Origin of the sequence: Streptomyces sp. NPDC019443 (assembly GCF_044389785.1) — a bacterium.
In the GTDB taxonomy this organism is placed as follows: Bacteria; Actinomycetota; Actinomycetes; order Streptomycetales; family Streptomycetaceae; genus Streptomyces.
In genome coordinates this window covers 50,356-71,091 of sequence record NZ_JBIRYJ010000013.1, presented here as the reverse complement: position 1 = coordinate 71,091, position 20,736 = coordinate 50,356, and the positions used below count along the sequence as shown (strand labels likewise).

Genomic DNA, 20,736 nt, shown 5'->3' with positions numbered 1-20,736 from the left:
GGAACGTACCGCCCGAAACCACAGATGCGTCACGCACCTGAGGTCAGACGCGCCTGCGCTTCGGGGGGCGGCAGCCGTTGTGCGGGGTGGGGGTGACGTCCTGGATCGAACCGACCTCGAGGCCCGTGGCCTGGAGGGAGCGGATCGCGGTCTCACGGCCGGAGCCGGGACCCTTGACGAAGACGTCGACCTTGCGCATGCCGTGCTCCTGCGCGCGGCGGGCGGCCGACTCGGCGGCCATCTGCGCGGCGAAGGGGGTGGACTTGCGCGAGCCCTTGAAGCCGACGTGGCCGGCGGAGGCCCAGGAGATCACGTTGCCCGAGGGGTCCGTGATCGAGACGATCGTGTTGTTGAACGTGCTCTTGATGTGGGCGTGCCCGTGAGCGACGTTCTTCTTTTCCTTGCGGCGCACCTTCTTGGCAGCGCCCTGACGACCCTTGGGGGGCATCTATTACTCCTACGGGAGGTGGTCGGTCCTACAGCGAAGACCGCTGATGAGCGTCCGGCTGAGGACTACTTCTTGCCCGGCTTCTTCTTACCGGCGATGGCGCGACGCGGGCCCTTGCGGGTACGAGCGTTCGTGCTGGTGCGCTGACCGTGGACCGGCAGGCCACGGCGGTGCCGCAGGCCCTGGTAGCAGCCGATCTCGATCTTGCGGCGAATGTCGGCCTGGACCTCGCGACGGAGGTCACCCTCGGTCTTGAGGTTGGCGTCCACGTACTCGCGGAGCTTGACCAGGTCCTCTTCGGGCAGATCACGAACGCGGGTGTTGGGGTCGACACCGGTGGCCGCAAGGGCTTCCTTGGACCGGGTACGCCCGATGCCGAAGACGTAGGTGAGGGCGATCTCGACGCGCTTCTCGCGCGGGAGGTCAACGCCGGAAAGGCGTGCCATTCATGGCTCCTGTTTAATTTCGGAGGTCTTCCGCAGAGCCATTCCGTGGCCGCCGACCCTTTGTGAAAAAGGAGGGTGGTACGGACCAGGTCCCCGGCCTCCACCGGGGGTATCGCCAGCCGAAGCCAGGCGGGATCTGCGTATGTACTTGCTTACGTGCGTCGCCCGAAGAACTGCGAGTGCAAAAGGTCGTGCGTCAGCCCTGGCGCTGCTTGTGGCGCAGGTTGTCGCAGATGACCATGACCCGGCCGTGACGGCGGATCACCTTGCACTTGTCGCAGATCTTCTTGACGCTCGGCTTGACCTTCATGGGATGTGAGGTTCTCCGGGTCAGTGCCGGCACCCCACGGAATGGGGTGACGACAAGATCTACTTGTACCGGTAGACGATCCGGCCACGCGTCAGGTCGTACGGAGAGAGCTCCACGACGACCCGGTCGTCCGGGAGGATACGGATGTAGTGCATCCGCATCTTGCCGGAGATGTGCGCGAGGACTTTGTGACCGTTCTGGAGTTCCACCTTGAACATCGCGTTCGGGAGGGACTCGATCACGGTGCCCTCAATTTCGATGGCACCTTGCTTCTTGGCCACGCTTCGCCCTTCGAATCGGCTACCTTGATCGACTCGCGTGACCGCATGGAGACACACGGGTACACAAGAGCCGACGCATCAGTCTACGACAGGCCACTCGAAAAGACGAATCCGGCAAGTTTGCCCACCGACGGAGATCCTTAAGCGGCGGCGAGGGGGTCAGGCCAGCGGATCCGGGGCCGCGGTGATGCCCAGTTCCGCCAGCTTCGCCCTGCCGCCATCGGGAGACGTGAGGACCAGCGGGCCCTCCTCCGTCAGCGCCACCGAGTGCTCCCAGTGCGAGGACCAGGTCCCATCCGTCGTGATGACCGTCCAGTCGTCCTGGAGGACCTCGGTGTGCGCGGTGCCGAGCGAGACCATCGGCTCGATCGCCAGGCAGAAGCCCGGGACCAGCTTCGGACCCTTGCCGCGCTTGCGCGTGACGTAGTTCAGCAGGTGCGGGTCCATGTGCATCTCGGTGCCGATGCCGTGGCCGCCGTACTCCTCGATGATCCCGTACCGGCCACCACCCGGCTTCGGCTGGCGGCGGATGTACGTCTCGATCGCACGTGAGACGTCCACCAGCCGGTTGCCGTTCTTCATCGCGGCGACGCCGGCCCACATCGACTCCTCGGTGACCCGGGAGAGCTCGATCAGCTCCGGAGCGTGACCCGTGCCCACGAACGCGGTGAAGGCCGCGTCCCCGTGCCAGCCGTCGATGATCGCGCCGGCGTCGACCGAGATGATGTCGCCGTCCTTGAGGACGGTCTTCTCGTCCGGGATGCCGTGCACGACGACCTCGTTCACCGACGTGCAGATGGTCGCGGGGAACCCGCCGTACCCCAGGAAGTTCGACTTCGCACCGTGGTCGTCGATCACCTTGCGGGCGACCTCGTCCAGATCCTTCGTGGTGGCGCCGGGCACCGCCGCCTCGCGGGTCGCCGCGTGGATCGCGGCGACGACCAGCCCCGCCTCTCGCATCTTCGCGATCTGCTCCGGGGTCTTGATCTGCACCATTGCCTTGCCTTCCACCTCTGACGTGTCTCTGCTCAACAGTACGGCCGCGGCGCCCATCGGACACCGCGGCCGTGCTGAAGGTACTGCTGGGGTACTACGGAGTACTGCGTCAGTCCTCGCGGGACTTCTTGAGCGCGTCCATCGCCCGCTGGGTCACGTCATTGACCTTGCCCAGCGCGGAGATCGTGACGACCAGGCCCTGGGCCTTGTAGTAGTCGATGATCGGCTCGGTCTGCGTGTGGTAGACCTCGAGCCGCCTGCGCACCGTCTCCTCGGAGTCGTCGTCACGCTGGTACAGCTCGCCGCCGCAGATGTCGCAGACACCCTCGGTCTTCGGCGGGGAGTACGTCACATGGAAGACGTGGCTCGAGTCGTTGCGGCAGATGCGGCGGCCCGCGATCCGCTTCACGACCTCGTCCTCGGGGACCTCCAGGTCGAGCACCGCGTCCAGCGTCATGGCTTCGGCCTTCAGCATCGCGTCGAGCGCCTCGGCCTGCGAGACGTTGCGCGGGAAGCCGTCGAGCAGGAAGCCGTTCGCGGCGTCCGGCTGTTCCATCCGGTCCTTGGCCATCGCGATGGTGACCTCGTCGGGCACCAGCTCTCCAGCGTCCATGTAGGCCTTGGCCTGTACGCCGAGCTCCGTGCCCTGGCTGATGTTGGCTCGGAAGAGGTCGCCCGTGGAGATGTGCGGGATCGACAGGTTCTTGGCAAGGTACGCAGCCTGCGTTCCCTTGCCGGCACCGGGCGGTCCGACGAGGACGATTCGCATCAGCGGAGGAACCCTTCGTAATTGCGCTGCTGGAGCTGGCTCTCGATCTGCTTCACGGTCTCCAGACCCACACCCACGATGATGAGGATGCTCGTCCCGCCGAACGGGAAGTTCTGGTTCGCGCCGCCGAAGCCTGCCAACGCCATCGTCGGGACAAGAGCAATCAGACCCAGGTACAGCGAGCCCGGCCAAGTGATCCTGTTGAGCACGTAGCTCAGATACTCGGCAGTAGGTCGACCTGCCCGGATACCCGGGATGAAGCCACCATACTTCTTCATGTTGTCCGCGACTTCCTCGGGGTTGAACGAGATCGCCACATAGAAGAAGGCGAAGAACACGATCAACAGGAAGTACGTGGCGATGTAGTACGGGTGGTCACCCTTGACGAAGTGCTGCTCAATCCATGTCTTCCAGCCCGAAGTGCCACTGCTGAACTGCGCGACCAGCGCCGGGATGTAGAGCAGCGACGAGGCGAAGATGACGGGAATCACACCCGCCTGGTTCACCTTGAGCGGGATGTATGTGGACGTACCGCCGTACGACCGCCGCCCGATCATGCGCTTCGCGTACTGCACCGGGATACGGCGCTGAGCCTGCTCGACGAAGACGACCAGGGCGACCATTACAAAGCCGATCAGGATGACCGTGCTGAACTCGATCCAGCCCTTGGCGAGCTTGCCGCTCTCCTTGATGGCCCACAGGGCGCCCGGGAAGCCGGCGGCGATCGAGATGAACATAAGGATCGACATGCCGTTGCCGATACCGCGGTCGGTGATGAGCTCACCGAGCCACATGACGGCCGCGGTGCCCGCGGTCATGGTGACGACCATGACGATGGTCGTGTAGATCGAGCGGTCGGGAACGATCTGGTCGGCGACTGTGCAGCCGCTGAAGAGCGCGCCGCTGCGGGCCGTTGCCACCAGGCCGGTGCCCTGCAGCACGGCGAGGGCGACAGTCAGGTATCGCGTGTACTGCGTGATCTTCGCGGTGCCGGCCGAACCCTCCTTCTTGAGGGCCTCCAGCCGCGGAATGACCACGGTCAGCAGCTGCAGGATGATGCTCGCCGTGATGTACGGCATGATGCCCAGCGCAAAGATGGTGATCTGCAGCAGCGCCCCGCCACTGAACATGTTCACCAGGCCGAACAGGCTGTTGTTGCCCTTCTGGGCCGCGTCCACACAGATCTGTACGTTCTGGTAGCTGACGCCTGGGACCGGAATATGGGACCCCAGCCGGTACAGCACGATGATGGCGAGTGTGAAGAGCAGCTTCTTGCGCAGGTCGGGCGTCTTGAACGCCCGGGCGAACGCGGTGAGCACGGTGCCTCCTGCGACCCCCGCGCTACTGCGTCAGAGGTGACGGTATTGAGGATCGACGAATACGTAACAGGCAATCCGCACGATCTTAGTCGGACAGACCGCGCGGCCGGGGGCAGAACCCCCTTTGTTTACAGCAACAGTGCACGCCACCTTACCGGCGGAAGTGCCCCCCTAGGAACGACCAACCGGGGATGCCCCTTTTGAGAGGCATCCCCGGTCGATTTTCAGCTTTCAGCCACTGAACTCGTCTCAGACGAGCTCGGTGACGGTGCCGCCGGCAGCGGCAATCTTCTCCTTGGCGGAGCCGGAGACGGCGTCAACCGTCACCTGCAGCGCCACGGAGATCTCGCCCTGGCCCAGGACCTTGACGAGGCTGTTCTTGCGCACCGCGCCCTTGGCGACCAGGTCGGCCACCGTGACCTCTCCACCCTCGGGGTAGAGAGCGCCGAGCTTGTCCAGGTTCACAACCTGGTACTCGGTACGGAACGGGTTCTTGAAGCCCTTGAGCTTCGGGAGACGCATGTGGAGGGGCATCTGCCCACCCTCGAAGCGCTCCGGAACCTGGTAGCGGGCCTTGGTGCCCTTGGTGCCACGACCGGCGGTCTTACCCTTGGACGCCTCGCCACGACCCACACGGGTCTTGGCGGTCTTGGCGCCCGGGGCGGGCCGGAGGTTGTGGACCTTCAGCGGGTTGTTCTCCGCCATGTCAGTCGACCTCCTCAACCGTGACGAGGTGGCGGACGGTGTGCACCATGCCGCGGAACTCGGGACGGTCCTCCTTGACAACCACGTCGTTCAGGCGCTTGAGCCCGAGCGAACGCAGGGTGTCGCGGTGGTTCTGCTTAGTACCGATGTACGACTTCGTCTGCGTGATCTTGAGACGGGCCATTACGCACCCGCTCCCGCACGTGCACGAAGCAGAGCCGCGGGGGCGACGTCCTCGAGGGGCAGACCACGGCGAGCCGCGATCTCCTCGGGACGCTGCAGGCCCTTGAGGGCCGCCACGGTCGCGTGCACGATGTTGATCGCGTTGGACGAGCCGAGCGACTTCGACAGGATGTCGTGAACGCCGGCGCACTCGAGCACCGCACGCACCGGGCCACCGGCGATAACGCCCGTACCGGGGGAAGCAGGCTTGAGCAGGACGACGCCCGCGGCCTTCTCGCCCGTGATCGGGTGCGGGATGGTGCCCTGGATACGCGGAACCTTGAAGAAGTTCTTCTTGGCCTCTTCAACGCCCTTGGCGATGGCCGCGGGAACTTCCTTGGCCTTGCCGTATCCGACACCTACGGTGCCGTCACCGTCGCCCACCACGACCAGCGCGGTGAAGCTGAAGCGGCGACCACCCTTGACAACCTTGGCAACGCGGTTGATCGCGACAACGCGCTCAACATAAGCGGTCTTCTCGGCGGCAGCGCCACCGTCGCGACCCTTCCGGTCCCGCCGCTCGCCGCCACCGGCACCGCTTCCGCGGCGCTGGGGTCCAGCCATTGGATTTACCTCTCTCTGTTACGTCCGTTAGTCCCGGAACCGGGGCTCAGAACTTCAGCCCGGCTTCGCGGGCGGCGTCAGCCAGAGCGGCAATGCGCCCGGCGTACCTGTTGCCACCGCGGTCGAACACGACGGCCTCGACACCGGCAGCCTTCGCACGCTCGGCGACAAGCGCGCCGACCTGCTGGGCCTGGGCGCTCTTGTCGCCCTCGCCACCACGGATCGAGGTGTCCAGGGTCGACGCCGACGCGAGCGTGTGGCCCGCGATGTCGTCGATGACCTGCGCAACGATGTTGCGGTTGGAGCGCGTCACGACCAGGCGCGGACGCTCCGGCGTACCGGAGACATGCTTGCGGACGCGGATGTGGCGGCGCTTGATGGCAGCGCGCTTGTACGCGTCGCCCTTGGCAATCTTTACACCGTATGCCATGGCTTACTTACCCGCCTTTCCGACCTTGCGGCGGATGACCTCGCCGGCGTACTTGACACCCTTGGCCTTGTACGGGTCGGGCTTCCGCAGCTTGCGGATGTTCGCGGCGACCTCGCCGACCTTCTGCTTGTCGATGCCCTCGACCGAGAACTTGGTCGGCGACTCGACCTTGAAGGAGATGCCCTCGGGCGCCTCCACCAGGATCGAGTGGCTGTAGCCGAGCTGGAACTCCAGGTTGGAGCCCTTCGCGGCAACGCGGTAACCGACACCGCTGATCTCGAGCGCCTTGACGTACCCCTGGGTCACGCCGGTGATCATGTTCGCCACCAGCGTGCGGGACAGGCCGTGGAGGGCCTTGTTCTGACGCTCGTCGTTCGGGCGCAGCACCTTCAGGGTGCCGTCCTCGCCCTTGGTGACCTCGATCGGCGCGGCGACGGTGTGCGAGAGGGAACCCTTGGGGCCCTTCACCGCGACCGTGCGGCCATCGATGGTGACGTCCACACCGGCGGGAACCTGGATGGGGAGCTTGCCGATTCGCGACATTAGCTTTTCCTCCGTTCCCGACTACCAGACGTAGGCGAGGACTTCCCCACCCACGCCCTTCTTCTGCGCCTGCTGGCCGGTCAGGAGACCGTGGGACGTGGAGATGATCGCCACGCCCAGGCCGCCGAGAACCTTCGGCAGACTGGTGGACTTCGCGTACACGCGCAGACCCGGCTTGGAAATGCGCTTGATGCCGGCGATCGAACGCTCGCGGTTCGGGCCGAACTTCAGCTCCAGGACGAGGTTCTTGCCGACTTCGGCGTCCTCGACCTTCCAGCCGGTGATGAAGCCCTCCTGCTGGAGGATCTCCGCGATGTGCGACTTGATCTTGCTGTGCGGCATCACGACGGAGTCGTGGTATGCCGAGTTCGCGTTACGCAGACGCGTGAGCATGTCTGCGATGGGATCAGTCATGGTCATGAATTGGCCTTCGGCCTCTCTCGCCGGGGTTTCCTGTATGCGCCATCCCTCTCCCCACTCAGTGGCGGGACGGGTGCGGTGCGGGGACCTACGGCGTAGTAAGTCGGTCAGGGCGACGGGCGCCCAACCCCACAAGCCTACGGCATGCGAGGGAGGGCTCCCGCCGACCAGATACTTACCGAGAGCCTCCGGTAATTCCCAAGAAGGGAATTACCAGGAGCTCTTGGTCACGCCCGGCAGCTCGCCACGGTGAGCCATCTCACGAAGGCACACGCGGCACAGGCCGAACTTGCGGTAGACGGAGTGCGGACGGCCACAGCGCTGGCAGCGGGTGTAGGCGCGCACACCGAACTTGGGCTTACGAGCAGCTTTGGCAACAAGAGCCTTCTTCGCCATCTCGCTTACGCCTCCTTGAACGGGAAGCCGAGGTGACGAAGGAGCGCGCGGCCCTCAGCGTCGTTGGTCGCCGTGGTGACCACGGTGATGTCCATACCCCGGACGCGGTCGATCTTGTCCTGGTCGATCTCGTGGAACATGACCTGCTCCGTGAGACCGAAGGTGTAGTTGCCACGGCCGTCGAACTGCTTGGGGGACAGACCACGGAAGTCGCGGATGCGCGGAAGCGCGAGCGACAGGGTGCGGTCGAGGAACTCCCACATGCGGTCGCCACGGAGCGTGACGTGGGCACCGATCGGCTGGCCCTCACGCAGCTTGAACTGCGCGATGGACTTACGGGCCTTGGTGACGGCCGGCTTCTGGCCGGTGATCGTGGTGAGGTCGCGAATCGCGCCATCGATCAGCTTGGAGTCGCGGGCGGCGTCGCCCACACCCATGTTGACCACGATCTTGACGAGGCCGGGAATCTGCATGACGTTCTCGTACGAGAACTCCTCACGCAGTTTGCCCGCGATCTCCTCGCGGTACTTCGTCTTCAGACGCGGAGTGGTGGTGGTAGCCATCAGATGTCCTCACCCGTCCGCTTGGCAACGCGGATCTTGTTGCCTTCGTCGTCGAAGCGGTAACCGACGCGCGTGACGACCTTGTTGCCGTCCTTCTCCACGACGAGCTGAACGTTGCTCACGTGAACAGGGGCCTCAGTCGTGACGATGCCACCGGTCTGCGAACCGCGAGCGGTCTGACCGGCCTTGGTGTGCTTCTTGACCCGGTTGACACCCTCGACCAGGACGCGGTCCTCGCGGGGGAAGGCCGCGATGACCTTGCCCTGCTTGCCCTTGTCCTTGCCGGTGATGACCTGAACCAGGTCGCCCTTCTTGATCTTCATGCTTACAGCACCTCCGGCGCGAGCGAGATGATCTTCATGAACTTCTTCTCGCGCAGCTCACGGCCAACCGGGCCGAAGATGCGGGTGCCGCGAGGGTCGCCGTCGTTCTTCAGAATGACGGCGGCGTTCTCGTCGAAGCGGATGTACGAGCCGTCCTGGCGGCGGCGCTCCTTGACGGTGCGAACGATGACCGCCTTGACGACGTCACCCTTCTTCACGTTGCCACCGGGGATCGCGTCCTTGACGGTGGCGACGATGACGTCACCGATGCCCGCGTAGCGGCGACCGGAACCACCGAGAACACGGATGCAAAGGATCTCCTTGGCACCAGTGTTGTCGGCGATACGCAGTCGCGACTCCTGCTGGATCACGTCTATCTCCTGATCGTCTGCCGGTTCCCGGCAGGGGCACCTGGGTGCCCCTGCCGAGCCTGGCGGAACTGTCCTGAGGGAAACCCCTCAGGGATTACTTGGCCTTCTCGAGGATCTCGACGATGCGCCAGCGCTTGGTCGCCGACAGCGGACGCGTCTCCATGATGAGGACGCGGTCGCCGACGCCGGCAGCGTTCTGCTCGTCGTGCGCCTTGAGCTTGTTGGTACGGCGGATGACCTTGCCGTACAGCGCGTGCTTCACACGGTCCTCGACAGCGACGACGACGGTCTTGTCCATCTTGTCGCTGACGACCAGACCCTCACGGGTCTTGCGGAAACCGCGGTCAGTGTTGGTCTCAGTCACATTGCTCTCGCTCATCAGGCGCTCTCCACCGTCTCGATGCCCAGCTCGCGCTCACGCATGAGGGTGTAGATCCGCGCGATGTCCTTGCGGACGGCCTTGAGCCGGCCGTGGTTCTCGAGCTGACCGGTCGCCGCCTGGAAGCGGAGGTTGAACAGCTCTTCCTTGGCCTCGCGAAGCTTGGCAACAAGCTCCTCGTTGCCCAGCTCGCGCAGCTCGGACGCCTTGGTACCGGCCGACATCACGACTCACCTGCCTCGCGCCGAACGATCCGGCACTTCATCGGAAGCTTGTGAGCAGCGCGGGTAAGCGCCTCACGCGCAATCTTCTCGTTCGGGTAGGACAGCTCGAACATCACCCGACCAGGCTTGACGTTCGCGATCCACCACTCGGGGGAGCCCTTACCTGAACCCATGCGGGTCTCGGCAGGCTTCTTCGTCAGCGGGCGGTCCGGGTAGATGTTGATCCAGACCTTGCCGCCACGCTTGATGTGGCGGGTCATCGCGATACGAGCCGCCTCGATCTGGCGGTTGGTCACGTACGCCGGAGTGAGGGCCTGAATGCCGTACTCGCCGAACGCAACCTGCGTACCACCCTTGGACATACCGCTGCGCTTCGGGTGGTGCTGCTTGCGGTGCTTGACCCTACGGGGGATCAGCATTTCGGTCAGGCCTCCGTTCCGGTGCTCTCAGCAGCCGGAGCAGCGGCAGCGGCGGGAGCCTCGGCCTTGGAGGCCTCGACTGCCGGCGCAGACTGCTGCGGCTTGCGACCACCGCGGCCGCCCCGCTCGCCACCACGACCGCCACGGCCACCGGCCGGACGGTCGCCGGCGCCACCACGAGCCGGGCGGTTACCCGCACGGGCCGCAGCGTTCTCGGCGCGGACCTCGGCGATGTTCTTGACGTCGCCCTTGTAGATCCAGACCTTCACACCGATACGGCCGAAGGTCGTCTTGGCCTCGAAGAAGCCGTAGTCGACGTTCGCGCGGAGCGTGTGCAGGGGCACACGGCCCTCGCGGTAGAACTCCGAGCGGGACATCTCGGCGCCGCCGAGACGGCCACCGCACTGGATCTTGATGCCCTTGGCGCCGGCCTTCATCGTGCCTTGCATGCTCTTACGCATGGCGCGACGGAAGGAGACGCGGGAGGAGAGCTGCTCGGCGACGGCCTGGGCCACCAGCTGAGCGTCCACCTCGGGGTTCTTGACCTCGAGGATGTTCAGCTGAACCTGCTTGCCGGTCAGCTTCTCGAGCTCGCCGCGGATGCGGTCGGCCTCGGCGCCACGGCGACCGATGACGATGCCCGGGCGGGCGGTGTGGATGTCAACGCGGACGCGGTCGCGGGTGCGCTCGATCTCAACCTTCGAGATACCGGCCCGCTCCATGCCCTTCGTCATCATGCGACGAATGGCGACGTCTTCCTTGACGTAGTCCTTGTACAGCTTGTCGGCGTACCAACGGGACTTGAAGTCCGTGGTGATGCCGAGCCGGAACCCATGCGGGTTAACCTTCTGGCCCATTACCGGGTTCCTTCCTTGCTGCTGACGACCACGGTGATGTGGCTGGTCCGCTTACGGATCCGGTAGGCACGGCCCTGAGCACGCGGACGGAACCGCTTCAGGGTCGGGCCCTCGTCCACGTACGCCTCGCTGATGACCAGCGAAGAGGCGTCGGTGTGGTCGTAGTTGTGTGCAGCGTTGGCAATGGCGCTGTCAAGCACCTTGCCAACCGGCACGCTCGCGGCCTGCGGGGCGAAACGCAGGACCGCCTGAGCCTCCGTGGCATCCATGCCACGGATGAGGTCCACCACTCGGCGGGCCTTCATGGGCGTGACGCGGATGTACCGCGCCTGGGCCCTGGCTTCCATGGTTGTCCCTTCGGTGTAAGTCATAGTCAGTCACCCCGCGTTAGCGGCGCTTCGACTTCCGGTCGTCCTTGACGTGGCCGCGGAAGGTGCGAGTCGGCGAGAACTCGCCGAGCTTGTGGCCGACCATCGACTCGGTGACGAACACCGGGACGTGGATCTTGCCGTTGTGCACCGCGATCGTGTGGCCGAGCATGGCCGGGATGATCATCGAGCGACGGGACCAGGTCTTGATGACGTTCTTGGTGCCGGCTTCGTTCTGGACATCCACCTTCTTGATGAGGTGGTCGTCGACGAAGGGCCCCTTCTTGAGACTGCGCGGCATCTAAACCCGCTCCTAGCGCTTCTTGTTCGTCTTGCGGCGGCGGACGATGTACTTGCTGGACGCCTTCTTCGGCGAGCGAGTACGACCCTCCTTCTGACCCCACGGGCTGACCGGGTGGCGACCACCGGAGGTCTTGCCCTCACCACCACCGTGCGGGTGGTCGACCGGGTTCATGGCGACACCGCGGACGGTCGGGCGAACGCCCTTCCACCGCAGACGGCCTGCCTTGCCCCAGTTGATGTTCGACTGCTCGGCGTTGCCGACCTCGCCGATGGTGGCGCGGCAGCGGGCGTCGACCAGGCGGATCTCACCCGACGGCATACGAAGGTGGGCCATGGAGCCCTCCTTCGCCAGCAGCTGCACGGAGGCACCCGCGGAGCGGGCGAACTTCGCGCCGCCGCCGGGCCGCAGCTCGATGGCGTGGATGGTCGTACCGACCGGGATGTTGCGCAGCGCCAGGTTGTTGCCGGGCTTGATGTCGGCGGCCGGGCCGTTCTCGACACGGTCGCCCTGCGACAGGCCACGCGGCGCGATGATGTAGCGCTTCTCGCCGTCTGCGTAGTGCAGGAGCGCGATGCGCGCGGTGCGGTTCGGGTCGTACTCGATGTGAGCGACCTTGGCCGGAACGCCGTCCTTGTCGTGACGACGGAAGTCGATCACGCGGTAGGCGCGCTTGTGGCCACCGCCCTGGTGACGGACGGTCACACGACCGGTGTTGTTACGGCCGCCCTTGCTGTGCAGGGGGCGGACCAGCGACTTCTCCGGCGTGGACCGCGTGATCTCGACAAAGTCGGCGACGCTGGAGCCACGACGGCCCGGGGTCGTCGGCTTGTACTTGCGGATACCCATTTCTCAGTCCTCGTCCGATTCCGGACGACTCGACCTCCGTCAGGAGGTCGGGCCGCCGAAGATGTCGATACGGTCGCCCTCGGCAAGGGTCACGATGGCGCGCTTGGTGTTGGCGCGCTTGCCGAAACCGGTGCGGGTGCGCTTGCGCTTGCCCTGACGGTTGATCGTGTTGACCCCGGTGACCTTGACCGAGAAGACCGCCTCGACGGCCTGCTTGATCTGGGTCTTGTTGGAGCCGGGCGCGACGATGAACGTGTACTTGTTCTCGTCGAGCAGGGCGTAGCTCTTCTCGGAGACAACCGGCTTGACGAGAACGTCGCGCGGGTCCGAGAAGGTCTTGCTGGTTACGGTCGCCTCAGACATCAGGCGTCGCTCCCTTCGGTCTCATCGGCCTTGGGACCAGACACGAAGGACTCGAAGGCGGCCTTGGTGAAGACCACGTCGTCCGAGACGAGCACGTCGTACGTGTTCAGCTGGCCCGGCTCCAGGAGGTGCACCTGGGGCAGGTTGCGGGCGGAGAGCCACGCGGCCTCGTCGGCCCGCTCGACGATCAGGAGCACGTGCTTGCGCTCACTGATCTTGCCCAGCAGGGTCTTCGCGGCCTTGGTGGAGACCTCGCCCTCGATCACGCCGGTGACGACGTGGATACGGGAGTTGCGGGCCCGGTCGGTGAGGGCACCGCGCAGGGCGGCGGCCTTCATCTTCTTCGGGGTCCGCTGCGAGTAGTCACGCGGCGTGGGGCCGTGGACAACGCCACCGCCGGCGAACTGCGGCGCACGGGTCGAACCCTGGCGCGCGCGGCCGGTGCCCTTCTGGCGGTAAGGCTTCTTGCCACCACCACGGACCTCGCCACGACGCTTGACCTTGTGCGTGCCCTGACGGGCGGCGGCCAGCTGCGCGACGACCACCTGGTGGATCAGCGGGATGCTGACCTTGGCGTCGAAGATCTCGGCCGGGAGCTCGACGGTCCCGGACTTGTCGCCGGAGGGCGACAGAATGTCAATGGTGCTCATAGTCCTCAGACCCCCTTGGCCGCAGTGCGGACCAGGACGAGGCCGCCGTTCGGACCAGGAACTGCGCCCTTGATGAGCAGCAGGCCCTTCTCCGCGTCAACCGCGTGGATGGTCAGGTTCTGGGTGGTGACCCGCTCGTTACCCATGCGGCCCGCCATACGCATGCCCTTGAAGACACGCCCAGGGGTGGCGCAGCCACCGATGGAACCGGGCGAGCGGTGCTTGCGCTGGGTACCGTGACCGGCGCCGAGGCCCTTGAAGTTGTGACGCTTCATGACACCGGCGAAGCCCTTGCCCTTGCTCTTGCCCGTGACGTCGACCTTGACGCCGGACTCGAACACCTCGGCAGTGATCTCCTGGCCGAGCGTGTACTCGCTGGCGTCGGAGGTACGGAGCTCCACCAGGTGGCGGCGCGGGGTTACGTCGGCCTTGGCGAAGTGACCCTTGAGGGGCTTGTTCACCTTGCGCGGGTCGATCTCGCCGAAGGCGATCTGGACCGACTCGTAGCCGTCGGAGTCATTCGTACGGACCTGGGTCACAACGTTCGGACCGGCCTTGACCACGGTGACCGGGACGACACGGTTGTTCTCGTCCCAGACCTGGGTCATGCCGAGCTTCTCGCCCAGGATGCCCTTGATCTGCTTAGCCATCTCTTCCGCGCCTCTCAGAGCTTGATCTCGATGTCAACGCCGGCCGGAAGGTCCAGGCGCATCAGCGAGTCAACGGTCTTGGGCGTCGGGTCGAGGATGTCGATCAGGCGCTTGTGCGTGCGCATCTCGAAGTGCTCGCGCGAGTCCTTGTACTTGTGCGGCGACTTGATGACGCAGTACACGTTCTTCTCAGTGGGCAGCGGCACCGGGCCCGCGACCGACGCACCAGTGCGGGTCACCGTCTCGACGATCTTCTTCGCCGATGAGTCGATGACCTCGTGGTCGTAGGCCTTGAGCCGGATGCGGATCTTCTGTCCCGCCATGGCTACTCAGTAGTCCTGTCTCTAGAAACGCTCTGGAACTCGGTCGGTCCTGCGATCTTCTCCGACCCCCGCGGTCGGGCGTGTCGCACTCCCTCTACGAAGATCTCCCGAAGGATTTCCCAACCAAGGGGGTGCGGGCCGAAGACCACGCGTCGGGGGAAGAACACCCACCGAGTGCCTGGCTGGTACCCCGCTGACACTTCCCGGAAGATTCCCGTACGTCCGCTCCAGCGCTGCCTTAATGGCAGATGGGGCGACGAGTACTGTGGGACTCGCTTCCGGTCCTCCCGGCGGGAGGCGCGCAGCATCGGCAACTCAACCGAGCAACCTGGTCAGTGTGCCATATGGGGCGCACCCCGCGCCAATCGCGGCCGGAGAGAGTACCGCACCGCTCCGCCTCACGCACAAGCTTCCGATGGTGAAGCAACCTCGCGTGTCACTCAGCCGTCTTGTTGACCGCGGAACGGCTCTGACCAGCAGCCCGTCCGCCATTGTCTGAGATCGGCAGTACGCAGCACGGGGGGCCTTTCTGCCCGCTGCGGGGGAGCGGACGGAGCACGACAGATGAACAACGCGCCTGCCCAGGGGACGGCTGCGGCGCGCCCCGGCGGCCCGAGCAGACGCCATGTGGTCACCGCCACAACCGTCCTCGCCGCCGCCGTGGCCCTCAGCTCCTGCTCCGTACCCGCCCCGCGGCGCTCCACCCCCGCCGCGGACCCCGCGCCCGGCATGCCGATCGCCAGCTCGCGGCGGGCGCAGGCGATGCAGATACTGGCCCATCCGGATGACGATCTGTACTTCATGAACCCCGACACCCAGCGGATGCTGGACGCCGGGGTTCCGCTGGTCTGCATATATGTCACCGCGGGTGAGCACGACGGCAAGAACCACATACCCGGGGACTGGGACGTCCCCGCGGACCGGCCCGCCTACTCCTCCGCCCGCCACCAGGGCCTGCGCCAGGCCTACGCGGCCCTGCTCGGGCTCGACAGGTTCGCCGACTGGACCAAGGATGTCGCCTCGCTGCACGGCGGCCACCGGGCCGAGATCAACACCCTCACCAACGGCCGGGCCTCGGTCGAACTGATCTTCCTCAACCTCCCCATGCACACCACTCGCCGCTACATGGCCCTCCCCAGCCTGTGGCGGGACCGCTCGCTCGGCCTCAACACCGTCGTCGCCGCGGGCTCTCCGCTGCGCGGGACCGTTTCGTACGACTACGACGAGCTCATCGACGTACTCGTCGGGCTCATGGAGCAGTACCGGCCGACCGTGATCCAGACCCTGGACCCCGATCCCGACATCCAGCACAGCGACGAGACGACCCGTAAGAAGGACAGCGAACAGCGCGGCTACTCGGATCACGCCGACCACACCGCCGTCGCCTTGTTCAGCTGGGCCGCAATGGTCCGCTGGGTCGCCCGTGCGACGAAGGACAGCGGTGAGGTGCCCGGCTTCGTCGCCACTGCCTTCCGCGGCTACTACAACCGCCACTGGCCGAAGAACCTCCCGGCCGCGGTGCTCCGGGAGAAGGCCGCGGCCCTCGTCCCGTACGGCGGCAGCCCGGACTGGGATTGCGGCAACACGGCCGGCTGCGGCGACTACAACGTCGGCGGCGTCCGCCCGCTCAAGAACAAGAAGGGCTGGGTCCGCGCCACTCACCACCGCTACCCCGGCCCCCGCACCACCGTCGCCACCGAGGCATCCGGCCGGCTGGTCGCCTACGGCGTGCTCGGGCTGCGTGCGGTCCGCTGGCGGGAGACCCGGCCCGGAAGCGGCCAGTGGGGCGCCCCGGACGACCTCGGCGGCGGCCCGCTCGCGCCCGCCCTCGGCGCGGCCACCCTCAAGGACGGCCGTCAGCTGCTGTTCGCGCTGCGCTTCGCCGCCCTCGACGGCCACGGCGGCCCCAACCAGCGCGAGGTCGTCCTGCTGGAGCAGGGCTCCCCCGGCGGCGAGTTCCTCGCCTGGAACGGTCTGGGCAACCCCGAGCGGGACGACGACCGCGGCCGCCGCATCGGCGTCCCGGTGGCGGTGGCGGCACCCGACGGCCGGGTCCACGTCTTCGTCCGCAATGCCGACAAGGGCATCAGCACCCGGGTCCGCGACAGGGCCGGGCGCTGGGACCGCTGGCGCGACCTCGGTGGAGCGGAGATCCAGGACGGTCTGTCCACGGTCGTGGACAGCGCCGGCCGGGTCCATGTCTTCGGCTCCGGCCGCGAGAGCGTGCACCACTGGACGCAGGACACCATGGGCCTGCCGCTCACCTTCCGCCCGGACAGCCGGCTGCCGGTCCCCGGGGGGCCGCTCGCCCCGGTGCTGACCGACGACGGTGGAATCGAGCTGTACTACCGCAAGCCGACGGACTCGGTGGTGATGGCCGTACGCACCGGCGGCGCGCCCGCCCGGCCCCGCAAGGAAGGCTTCGACGGCTACGGCCCACTCAGCGCGTCCGCGGCCCCCGGCGGCCTCGTACTGCTCGGCAAGGACACCCGCGGCCGGATCCAACTCCGCACCCGCAGAGGGCTTCTGACGCGCACTCATGGCATCGCGGCGCTGGACGCGCCCGCCCTCCACGTAGGCCACTCGGGCGCCACCGTCGTGGGCCTGGGGGCCGACGCGCACCCCTGGACCTGGTTGCCCGAGGCGGGAACGGCCGGCTGAGACCGGCAAGACGCGAACCAGACGCGAACCAGACGCGAACAAGGGCCCCGCACCGATGGTGCGAGGCCCTTGCTGATGCTCCAGGGAGCAACCAGATCAGATCAGCAATTACTTGTTGATCTTGATGACCTGGCCGGCGCCGACGGTCCGGCCACCCTCACGGATGGCGAACTTCAGGCCCTCCTCCATGGCGACCGGCTGAATCAGCGAGACCGTCATGGTGGTGTTGTCGCCCGGCATGACCATCTCGGTGCCCTCGGGGAGGGTCACAACGCCGGTCACGTCCGTGGTACGGAAGTAGAACTGCGGGCGGTAGTTGTTGAAGAAGGGGGTGTGACGACCACCCTCGTCCTTCGACAGGATGTAGGCCTGGGCCTCGAACTCGGTGTGCGGCGTGACCGAACCGGGCTTGATGATGACCTGGCCGCGCTCGACGTCCTCGCGCTTGATGCCACGGAGGAGCAGACCGACGTTCTCACCGGCCTGGCCCTCGTCGAGCAGCTTGCGGAACATCTCGATGCCGGTGACCGTGGTGGTGGTCTTCTCGGTCTTGATACCGACGATGTCGACGGTCTCGTTGACCTTGAGGACACCACGCTCGATACGGCCGGTGACGACGGTGCCACGACCGGTGATCGTGAAGACGTCCTCGATCGGCATCAGGAACGGCTTGTCGACGTCACGCTCGGGCTGCGGGATCGCCTCGTCGACGGCGGCCATCAGGTTCAGGACCGACTGGCCCCACTCCTTGTCGCCCTCGAGAGCCTTGAGCGCCGAGACGCGCACGACCGGGAGGTCGTCGCCCGGGAACTCGTACTCGGAGAGGAGCTCACGAACCTCGAGCTCGACGAGCTCCATGATCTCCTCGTCATCCACCATGTCGGCCTTGTTCAGGGCGACAACGATGTACGGAACGCCGACCTGGCGGGCCAGGAGCACGTGCTCCTTGGTCTGCGGCATCGGGCCGTCGGTGGCGGCGACCACGAGGATGGCGCCGTCCATCTGCGCCGCACCCGTGATCATGTTCTTGATGTAGTCCGCGTGACCCGGGCAGTCGACGTGCGCGTAGTGACGCGACTCCGTCTGGTACTCGACGTGCGCGATGGAGATGGTGATACCGCGCTGGCGCTCCTCAGGAGCCTTGTCGATCTGGTCGAAGGCCGAGGCCTCGTTCAGGTCCGGGTACGCGTCATGCAGCACCTTGGTAATGGCGGCCGTGAGGGTCGTCTTACCGTGGTCGATGTGACCGATGGTGCCGATGTTGACGTGCGGCTTAGTCCGCTCGAACTTCGCCTTCGCCACTGGGGTCCTCCTGTGGAGTGGTTCTGTACGCCTTACTCATCGGCGCCAGGTGATCTTTGCTGGGATGCCGGGGCCCGGGGCATTCCATCCGGGATTCGGATGGAATGCCCCAGCAGGCTCCGGTGACAAGCCTAAAGCGTGTACTCGGGAGAGTTACTCGCCCTTGGCCTTCGCGATGATCTCCTCGGCGACGTTCCGCGGAACCTCGGCGTAGGAGTCGAACTGCATCGAGTAGCTTGCGCGACCCGAGGTCTTGCTGCGGAGGTCTCCGACGTAGCCGAACATCTCCGACAGCGGAACCAGGCCCTTGACGACCCGGGCACCGCTGCGCTCCTCCATGGCCTGAATCTGGCCACGGCGGGAGTTGAGGTCGCCGATGACATCGCCCATGTAGTCCTCGGGCGTGGTGACCTCAACGGCCATCATCGGCTCGAGGAGCACGGGGGACGCCTTGCGAGCACCCTCCTTGAACGCCTGCGAACCGGCGATCTTGAACGCGAGTTCGGAGGAGTCGACCTCGTGGTAGCCACCGTCGAGAAGGGTGACGCGAACGCCCACCATCTCGTACCCGGCCAGGATGCCGAACTGCATGGCTTCCTGCGCGCCCGCGTCCACCGAGGGGATGTACTCACGGGGGATGCGGCCACCGGTGACCTTGTTCACGAACTCGTAGGTCGCGTCGCCGCCCTCGATGGGCTCCAGCGCGATCTGCACCTTCGCGAACTGACCGGTACCACCGGTCTGCTTCTTGTGCGTGTAGTCAATACGCTCGACGGTCTTGCGGATCGTCTCGCGGTACGCGACCTGCGGCTTGCCGACGTTCGCCTCGACGCGGAACTCGCGCCGCATACGGTCGACGAGCACCTCGAGGTGAAGCTCGCCCATACCACCGATGATGGTCTGGCCGGTCTCCTCGTCGGAGTGGACCTGGAAGGAGGGGTCCTCCTCCGCGAGACGCTGGATGGCGACACCCAGCTTCTCCTGGTCACCCTTGGACTTGGGCTCGATCGCGACCTGGATGACCGGCGCCGGGAAGTCCATGGACTCCAGGATCACCGGGTTCTTGTCGTCGCACAGCGTCTCACCGGTGGTGGTCTGCTTCAGGCCCATGACGGCGACGATGTCGCCGGCGCCCACCGACTCGATCTCCTCACGCTTGTTCGCGTGCATACGGTAGATCTTGCCGATGCGCTCCTTCTTGCCCTTGGTGGGGTTCAGCACAGCGGTGCCGGACTCCAGGCGACCCGAGTAGACCCGGATGAAGGTGAGCTTACCCAGGTGCGGGTCGCTCGCGATCTTGAAGGCCAGGGCGGCCAGCGGCTCGTCCTCGGACGGCTTGCGCGTGATGACCTTCTCCGCGTCCTTGACGTCGTGGCCATCAATGCCTTCGACGTCCAGGGGGGAGGGGAGGTAACGCACAACCGCGTCGAGCAGGGGCTGCACACCCTTGTTCTTGAACGCGGTACCGCAGAAGACGGGGGTGACGGTGGTGCCGCCGCCCTTGCCGGACGCGATGGTGATACGACGGATCGCGGCGTACAGCTGCTCCTCGGTGGGCTCGACGCCCTCCAGGTACAGCTCCATGACCTCTTCGTCGTTCTCCGCCACGGTCTCGACCAGCTTGCCGCGCCACTCCTCGGCAGCCTCGGTGTGCGTGGCCGGGATGTCGACGACGTCGTACATCTCGCCCTTGGTGGCCTCGGCGGACCAGACAAGAGCCTTCATACGAACGAGGTCGACGACGCCCTTGAAGTCCGCCTCGGCACCGATCGGCAGCTGCATCACGATCGGGGTTGCGCCGAGGCGGTCCACGATCATGTCGACGCAGCGGTGGAACTCCGCGCCGGTGCGGTCGAGCTTGTTGACGAAGCAGATACGCGGAACGCCGTAGCGGTCCGCCTGGCGCCACACAGTCTCGGACTGGGGCTCAACGCCGGCGACACCGTCGAACACCGTGACGGCACCGTCGAGCACGCGGAGCGAACGCTCCACCTCGACCGTGAAGTCGACGTGACCCGGGGTGTCGATGATGTTGATGGTGTGATCGACGTCCTCGAGCGGCCAGTGACAGGTCGTCGCGGCGGACGTGATCGTGATGCCGCGCTCCTGCTCCTGCTCCATCCAGTCCATCGTGGCAGCGCCGTCGTGGACCTCACCGATCTTGTAGCTCACACCGGTGTAAAACAGGATGCGCTCGGTGGTCGTCGTCTTGCCCGCGTCGATGTGGGCCATGATCCCAATGTTGCGGACCTTGGCCAGGTCAAGCGAAGTGGTGGCCATAAGG

31 protein-coding genes are annotated in these 20,736 nt (G+C 66.0%); 1 reads left to right on the top strand and 30 read right to left on the bottom strand.

Features of this window, described 5'->3' with window-relative positions:
- Positions 1 to 43: 43 nt before the first annotated feature.
- From rpsK to rpsJ, 28 genes are all read right to left on the bottom strand, one after another.
- Positions 44 to 448: a 30S ribosomal protein S11 gene (gene rpsK / locus ACH492_RS30685; protein ID WP_003956432.1), complete on the bottom strand. Its 405-nt coding sequence runs from the start codon at positions 446 to 448 to the stop codon at positions 44 to 46.
- 65 nt (positions 449 to 513) lie between these two features.
- Complete coding sequence (gene rpsM / locus ACH492_RS30680; RefSeq protein WP_307661669.1) at positions 514 to 894, bottom strand: 30S ribosomal protein S13; 381 nt, start codon at positions 892 to 894, stop codon at positions 514 to 516.
- Between the two features lie 196 nt (positions 895 to 1,090).
- On the bottom strand, positions 1,091 to 1,204 hold the full coding sequence (rpmJ, locus tag ACH492_RS30675) for a 50S ribosomal protein L36 (protein WP_003956441.1): 114 nt from the start codon (positions 1,202 to 1,204) through the stop codon (positions 1,091 to 1,093).
- A 59-nt stretch (positions 1,205 to 1,263) separates the two neighbouring features.
- Positions 1,264 to 1,485, bottom strand: coding sequence for a translation initiation factor IF-1 (infA, locus tag ACH492_RS30670; RefSeq protein ID WP_003956442.1), 222 nt, complete (start codon positions 1,483 to 1,485; stop codon positions 1,264 to 1,266).
- Positions 1,486 to 1,644: 159 nt separating this feature from the next.
- Entirely contained in the window at positions 1,645 to 2,481 is an 837-nt protein-coding gene (map, locus tag ACH492_RS30665; protein WP_398991188.1) for a type I methionyl aminopeptidase, read from the bottom strand.
- Positions 2,482 to 2,590: 109 nt separating this feature from the next.
- Positions 2,591 to 3,250 (bottom strand): adenylate kinase, encoded by a 660-nt coding sequence (locus ACH492_RS30660; RefSeq protein WP_398991186.1) that lies wholly within the window; start codon positions 3,248 to 3,250, stop codon positions 2,591 to 2,593.
- Positions 3,250 to 4,569: a preprotein translocase subunit SecY gene (gene secY, locus ACH492_RS30655; RefSeq protein WP_307661672.1), complete on the bottom strand. Its 1,320-nt coding sequence runs from the start codon at positions 4,567 to 4,569 to the stop codon at positions 3,250 to 3,252. Before secY ends, ACH492_RS30660 begins: the two co-directional genes overlap by 1 nt.
- 249 nt (positions 4,570 to 4,818) lie before the next feature.
- Positions 4,819 to 5,274 carry a 50S ribosomal protein L15 gene (rplO, locus tag ACH492_RS30650; protein ID WP_142214197.1) on the bottom strand — a complete coding sequence of 152 codons (456 nt, stop codon included), beginning with the start codon at positions 5,272 to 5,274 and terminating at the stop codon, positions 4,819 to 4,821.
- A gap of 1 nt (position 5,275) precedes the next feature.
- A complete protein-coding gene (gene rpmD / locus ACH492_RS30645) occupies positions 5,276 to 5,458 on the bottom strand; it encodes a 50S ribosomal protein L30 (RefSeq protein ID WP_307661673.1) in 183 nt (60 codons plus the stop codon).
- The gene (rpsE, locus tag ACH492_RS30640; protein WP_160506669.1) at positions 5,458 to 6,060 is read right to left on the bottom strand and encodes a 30S ribosomal protein S5; all 603 of its coding nucleotides are present in this window, start codon (positions 6,058 to 6,060) and stop codon (positions 5,458 to 5,460) included. The genes rpmD and rpsE overlap by 1 nt, the downstream gene beginning before the upstream one ends.
- Before the next feature lie 46 nt (positions 6,061 to 6,106).
- Positions 6,107 to 6,490, bottom strand: coding sequence for a 50S ribosomal protein L18 (gene rplR, locus ACH492_RS30635; protein WP_093799540.1), 384 nt, complete (start codon positions 6,488 to 6,490; stop codon positions 6,107 to 6,109).
- 3 nt (positions 6,491 to 6,493) lie between these two features.
- Entirely contained in the window at positions 6,494 to 7,033 is a 540-nt protein-coding gene (rplF, locus tag ACH492_RS30630) for a 50S ribosomal protein L6 (RefSeq protein WP_307661674.1), read from the bottom strand.
- Between the two features lie 21 nt (positions 7,034 to 7,054).
- On the bottom strand, positions 7,055 to 7,453 hold the full coding sequence (gene rpsH / locus ACH492_RS30625; RefSeq protein WP_307661675.1) for a 30S ribosomal protein S8: 399 nt from the start codon (positions 7,451 to 7,453) through the stop codon (positions 7,055 to 7,057).
- 210 nt (positions 7,454 to 7,663) lie between these two features.
- Positions 7,664 to 7,849 carry a type Z 30S ribosomal protein S14 gene (locus tag ACH492_RS30620; RefSeq protein WP_099500629.1) on the bottom strand — a complete coding sequence of 62 codons (186 nt, stop codon included), beginning with the start codon at positions 7,847 to 7,849 and terminating at the stop codon, positions 7,664 to 7,666.
- 5 nt (positions 7,850 to 7,854) lie between these two features.
- Positions 7,855 to 8,412 carry a 50S ribosomal protein L5 gene (rplE, locus tag ACH492_RS30615; RefSeq protein ID WP_307661676.1) on the bottom strand — a complete coding sequence of 186 codons (558 nt, stop codon included), beginning with the start codon at positions 8,410 to 8,412 and terminating at the stop codon, positions 7,855 to 7,857.
- Positions 8,412 to 8,735, bottom strand: coding sequence for a 50S ribosomal protein L24 (gene rplX / locus ACH492_RS30610; protein WP_142214201.1), 324 nt, complete (start codon positions 8,733 to 8,735; stop codon positions 8,412 to 8,414). Before rplX ends, rplE begins: the two co-directional genes overlap by 1 nt.
- 2 nt (positions 8,736 to 8,737) lie before the next feature.
- Positions 8,738 to 9,106, bottom strand: a complete 369-nt coding sequence (rplN, locus tag ACH492_RS30605; protein WP_008739701.1) for a 50S ribosomal protein L14 — start codon at positions 9,104 to 9,106, stop codon at positions 8,738 to 8,740.
- A 94-nt stretch (positions 9,107 to 9,200) separates the two neighbouring features.
- Positions 9,201 to 9,485 (bottom strand): 30S ribosomal protein S17, encoded by a 285-nt coding sequence (gene rpsQ / locus ACH492_RS30600; RefSeq protein ID WP_307661677.1) that lies wholly within the window; start codon positions 9,483 to 9,485, stop codon positions 9,201 to 9,203.
- A complete protein-coding gene (rpmC, locus tag ACH492_RS30595; RefSeq protein WP_017949657.1) occupies positions 9,485 to 9,709 on the bottom strand; it encodes a 50S ribosomal protein L29 in 225 nt (74 codons plus the stop codon). Before rpmC ends, rpsQ begins: the two co-directional genes overlap by 1 nt.
- Entirely contained in the window at positions 9,709 to 10,128 is a 420-nt protein-coding gene (gene rplP / locus ACH492_RS30590; RefSeq protein ID WP_014047785.1) for a 50S ribosomal protein L16, read from the bottom strand. The genes rpmC and rplP overlap by 1 nt, the downstream gene beginning before the upstream one ends.
- A 5-nt stretch (positions 10,129 to 10,133) precedes the next feature.
- Positions 10,134 to 10,985 carry a 30S ribosomal protein S3 gene (gene rpsC, locus ACH492_RS30585; RefSeq protein ID WP_398991180.1) on the bottom strand — a complete coding sequence of 284 codons (852 nt, stop codon included), beginning with the start codon at positions 10,983 to 10,985 and terminating at the stop codon, positions 10,134 to 10,136.
- Entirely contained in the window at positions 10,985 to 11,332 is a 348-nt protein-coding gene (gene rplV, locus ACH492_RS30580) for a 50S ribosomal protein L22 (protein WP_004571827.1), read from the bottom strand. Before rplV ends, rpsC begins: the two co-directional genes overlap by 1 nt.
- Before the next feature lie 40 nt (positions 11,333 to 11,372).
- Positions 11,373 to 11,654 carry a 30S ribosomal protein S19 gene (gene rpsS, locus ACH492_RS30575; RefSeq protein WP_127356386.1) on the bottom strand — a complete coding sequence of 94 codons (282 nt, stop codon included), beginning with the start codon at positions 11,652 to 11,654 and terminating at the stop codon, positions 11,373 to 11,375.
- Between the two features lie 12 nt (positions 11,655 to 11,666).
- Entirely contained in the window at positions 11,667 to 12,503 is an 837-nt protein-coding gene (gene rplB / locus ACH492_RS30570; RefSeq protein WP_398991178.1) for a 50S ribosomal protein L2, read from the bottom strand.
- 39 nt (positions 12,504 to 12,542) lie between these two features.
- Positions 12,543 to 12,866, bottom strand: a complete 324-nt coding sequence (gene rplW / locus ACH492_RS30565) for a 50S ribosomal protein L23 (RefSeq protein WP_398991176.1) — start codon at positions 12,864 to 12,866, stop codon at positions 12,543 to 12,545.
- Positions 12,866 to 13,516, bottom strand: a complete 651-nt coding sequence (gene rplD, locus ACH492_RS30560; protein ID WP_398991174.1) for a 50S ribosomal protein L4 — start codon at positions 13,514 to 13,516, stop codon at positions 12,866 to 12,868. The genes rplW and rplD overlap by 1 nt, the downstream gene beginning before the upstream one ends.
- Positions 13,517 to 13,521: 5 nt before the next feature.
- Entirely contained in the window at positions 13,522 to 14,166 is a 645-nt protein-coding gene (gene rplC / locus ACH492_RS30555) for a 50S ribosomal protein L3 (RefSeq protein ID WP_307661683.1), read from the bottom strand.
- Positions 14,167 to 14,180: 14 nt separating this feature from the next.
- Positions 14,181 to 14,489, bottom strand: coding sequence for a 30S ribosomal protein S10 (rpsJ, locus tag ACH492_RS30550; RefSeq protein ID WP_003948644.1), 309 nt, complete (start codon positions 14,487 to 14,489; stop codon positions 14,181 to 14,183).
- Positions 14,490 to 15,053: 564 nt separating this feature from the next.
- Between rpsJ and ACH492_RS30545 the strand changes: the two genes are divergently transcribed.
- Positions 15,054 to 17,150, top strand: a complete 2,097-nt coding sequence (locus ACH492_RS30545; RefSeq protein WP_398991171.1) for a PIG-L family deacetylase — start codon at positions 15,054 to 15,056, stop codon at positions 17,148 to 17,150.
- 108 nt (positions 17,151 to 17,258) lie between these two features.
- On the opposite strand, the gene tuf is transcribed toward ACH492_RS30545, so the two are convergent.
- Positions 17,259 to 18,452 carry an elongation factor Tu gene (tuf, locus tag ACH492_RS30540; protein WP_307661685.1) on the bottom strand — a complete coding sequence of 398 codons (1,194 nt, stop codon included), beginning with the start codon at positions 18,450 to 18,452 and terminating at the stop codon, positions 17,259 to 17,261.
- 153 nt (positions 18,453 to 18,605) lie between these two features.
- Positions 18,606 to 20,732, bottom strand: a complete 2,127-nt coding sequence (fusA, locus tag ACH492_RS30535; protein WP_307661686.1) for an elongation factor G — start codon at positions 20,730 to 20,732, stop codon at positions 18,606 to 18,608.
- Positions 20,733 to 20,736: the final 4 nt, after the last annotated feature.